Source organism: Romboutsia sp., from assembly GCF_051659545.1.
GTDB lineage: Bacteria > Bacillota > Clostridia > Peptostreptococcales > Peptostreptococcaceae > JBOFOR01.
On record NZ_JBOFOR010000165.1, the window covers coordinates 1 to 3,444 of the forward strand.

Genomic DNA, 3,444 nt, shown 5'->3' on the forward strand with positions numbered 1-3,444 from the left:
GATAAACTATTAAGTGAAAAAGAAATTATTGAATTAGAATTAGAGTTATTATTAAAAGAGTTAAGTACAGATGATAATTTTATGATTAATGGAACGAATAAACAGTATAGGTCTCAAATTGCAAGGGATATGATCGATGTTAATAAAGATAAATATCCTCTTCTAAGTGATCAATTAAAGAGAGAAGAGTATACTGATTTTCAATATGAAATTGATACTTTATATCAAGAGGAACGTTTACACTATAGAAAACTCTAGGTATAAATAAAACATAATTGTTAATTAATTTTGCATTATTTTTATAATCTACTAGATTCTAAATTTTGATATTATTGTACAATATTAGCAAGAGGCAAACTTTGTTTCCCTCAAAAACCCCTGGGGGTGCAGAACTTGACTGGTTTTGTCAAGTTCATGCTAAGGCGTGAATATTGGCAAAGTATTAGATGTAAAATATAACTTTGGTGGGAGAGAAATAACAAGAAGAAGATATGATTACCTAAAAGATATAAATATATGTGAGGAGAGCTGTGATTTTAACATTATGCCAGAAGACTGTAAATTCAATGAAAGGGCAGAGATAATCTGGGAAATTGAATAATAACAAAATTTATAGTAGAATATAGAAAATTAGATATCTATAAATACTAAGGGGACAAAATATGGAAAATAACCAACGAATAAAAGAAGTATGCCAGTATTTAAATGGACTATACGGAACGGTGCAATATAGAACTACTGGTTACATAGGATTTAAAACTAACTCTAAAATGTACGTAGAATTATCTACAATAAAAAATGGTATAAGAATACTAGTAAATAAAAAATATGTAACGACAGAAGAATTAGAAACATTAAATATTGCAATAGCATCAAAAGAAAATGGTTGGACATTAGAAGCAGAAATGAAAATAGGCAATGATGAAGCTTTAGACACCTATAAAATAATTTTAAAAAGGGCATATGAAGGAACAAAACAAGATTATGAAATGAAAATAAAAAAATCTATAGATACTGCAATTGAAAGTAGTAATAGGTTTATAAAAGAAGATATGGAAAGAGAAATATTTTCATTTGAAAAATTAGAAGAAAAATGGTTAGAATTTAATAATTTTGAAATAAGTAATAATGCACTAGATGAATTAAAATCAGATATAGAATCATTGGATAAATTTAGGTCACAAGAAATATTAGAGAACTATAAAAATGATGAAATTAAATACAGATTTATAACTCTTATAAATGAAGTTGTATCTTATGTAGATTTAAATGCATTTAATAAATCAACATATAATCAATATGAAGATAAAAGAATATTAGCATTAACATTTGTAAGACAAAAGGACTGGGTAAAAAATTTAATAAGCTATAAAAAGTATAATGACTTAAATAAACTAACAGAAGTAGTAAGAAATGTAATAATGTATATAAATAGTCCACAATATAAAATTACAGGTTTTGTAAATTCCAAGCTACTGCAATTTTGTAAACTACTAGATCCAAATACTAAGGTAGAAAATAACTACCCAGAATTATGTAAAAAAATATTTAAGGAATTAGAAAAATATAATATACAAGTAAAAAATCCTAAAAATGTAGGTAAAGTATACGGAAAACTAATGTTTGAACCTCATGTAGCAAAACTATGGGATATAGAAACTACGTATATGAAGCTTCAACCATATAACACAAAAGGATTATCCATAGAAGAAGTAGATAACTTTATAGAAAAAGGAATAATGGTGTCTAGTGATAAAAGCTTGGAGCTTAATAATAACTACAATATTTTCTATACAAATACGAGGAAGGAAAACTATCTAATGCTAGGTACATTTACATCAGCTGCAACAAAACATGAAAATGGAATTTACTATAGAAAATTTGAAAGTATAGAAGTAATACCAGGTGATACTGAATTACCAAATAATAAAGCTTGGGGAAGTAAATATAGTAGTAAAAGTGCAATTGCTGTTAAAAATGAAGAAAAACAAGACTTTGAAAATGCAATACTAAATAAAAGCTTTAATGTAGATGTAGATGAGCTATTATCACGAATTGATAAAATGGATATAGAACATAAAAATATAGATATAAATGAATATACTGATACTGGGAAAGAAGATGTTGTTACAGTAGGAGAAGACATTGAAGAATATGAAGAAGTAGTAATTGAAAAAGAAATAGAAACACCACTAAACATGATACTATACGGACCTCCAGGAACAGGTAAAACCTACAACACAGTAAACTACGCAGTAAGCATAGTAGAGAAAAAAGAAATAGAGGAGGTAGTAGATGAATCTAAAATAGATAGAGAAGCAGTATTCAAAAGATACAAAAAATATCTAGCAGAAAAGAAAATAGTATTCACTACCTTCCACCAAAACTATAGTTATGAAGAATTCATCCAAGGTATAAGAGCAAACACCAACAATACAGATCAACTATCATTTGTAAAACAAGATGGAGTATTCAAGGACTTAGTAGAAAGAGCAAAAAATGACCTAGAAAACTACTACGTAATGATAATAGATGAAATAAACAGAGGAAACATATCTCGTATATTTGGAGAACTAATAACATTAATAGAAGACGACAAAAGACTAAATCAAGCAAATGAAACACTAGTAACACTACCATCAAAAGAAGTATTTGGTGTGCCATCAAACTTATTTATACTAGGTACAATGAATACAGCGGATAAATCAATAGCTCTTATAGATATAGCTTTAAGAAGAAGATTTGAATTTATAGCAATGTACACAGACTACAGTGTAATAAATGAATTTGAACATATACTAAAACCAATAAACAAAGCAATCTATGAAAAGAAAAGAAGTGCAGACTACATGATAGGACATGCATTCTTTGTAAACAAGACTATGAATGATTTAGAAAAAATAATAAACAACAAAATAATCCCCCTACTAAATGAGTATTTTAATGGAAGAGAAAGTGATGTCATAGATGTATTAGCAAGAGGTGGAATAAACATTAGACAATGTGAACATACCTTCCAATTATTATACGATGATGGGAATGAAATATAATTATGAAGCTAAAAGAATTTGGAAAGTTTAAAGAGCTACCAAAGCATATAAATTGCACCAATTTTAGAAATTTTATAAATGAATGTTGGAACAATAGATATTCAATATATGACGATACAGAGTTACTAGATGAAAATACTGAAAAGAAAGAACAAAGATTCTTCACTTTTGATGGAAATAATATAAAGGCAAGAAACTATATAGGTTTTGTAAATTACGAAGGTGAAGAAATAACAATATACCCTAAGGTATTTGATGAAAATATAGCTAATGAAAATATGGACAACTATCTTTTAGCTAATCTGATGTATTGGCTAAGAGATAGTGAGAAAATTAGACTACCACTAGTAGAATCTAGTTTAGATTTTAAAGATAATGATAGTTTCATAGAAAT

General features: G+C 27.3%; 4 protein-coding genes. All 4 read left to right on the forward strand.

Features of this window, described 5'->3' with window-relative positions:
* Positions 1–258: hypothetical protein (locus tag ACRC03_RS09140; protein WP_438652259.1), on the forward strand; the 258-nt coding region annotated here is incomplete at its 5' end.
* Between the two features lie 166 nt (positions 259–424).
* Positions 425–601, forward strand: coding sequence for a hypothetical protein (locus ACRC03_RS09145; protein ID WP_438652260.1), 177 nt, complete (start codon positions 425–427; stop codon positions 599–601).
* A gap of 61 nt (positions 602–662) precedes the next feature.
* On the forward strand, positions 663–3,050 hold the full coding sequence (locus ACRC03_RS09150) for an McrB family protein (protein ID WP_438652261.1): 2,388 nt from the start codon (positions 663–665) through the stop codon (positions 3,048–3,050).
* A gap of 2 nt (positions 3,051–3,052) precedes the next feature.
* The coding region (locus ACRC03_RS09155) for a 5-methylcytosine restriction system specificity protein McrC (RefSeq protein WP_438652262.1) at positions 3,053–3,444 on the forward strand (392 nt) is incomplete at its 3' end.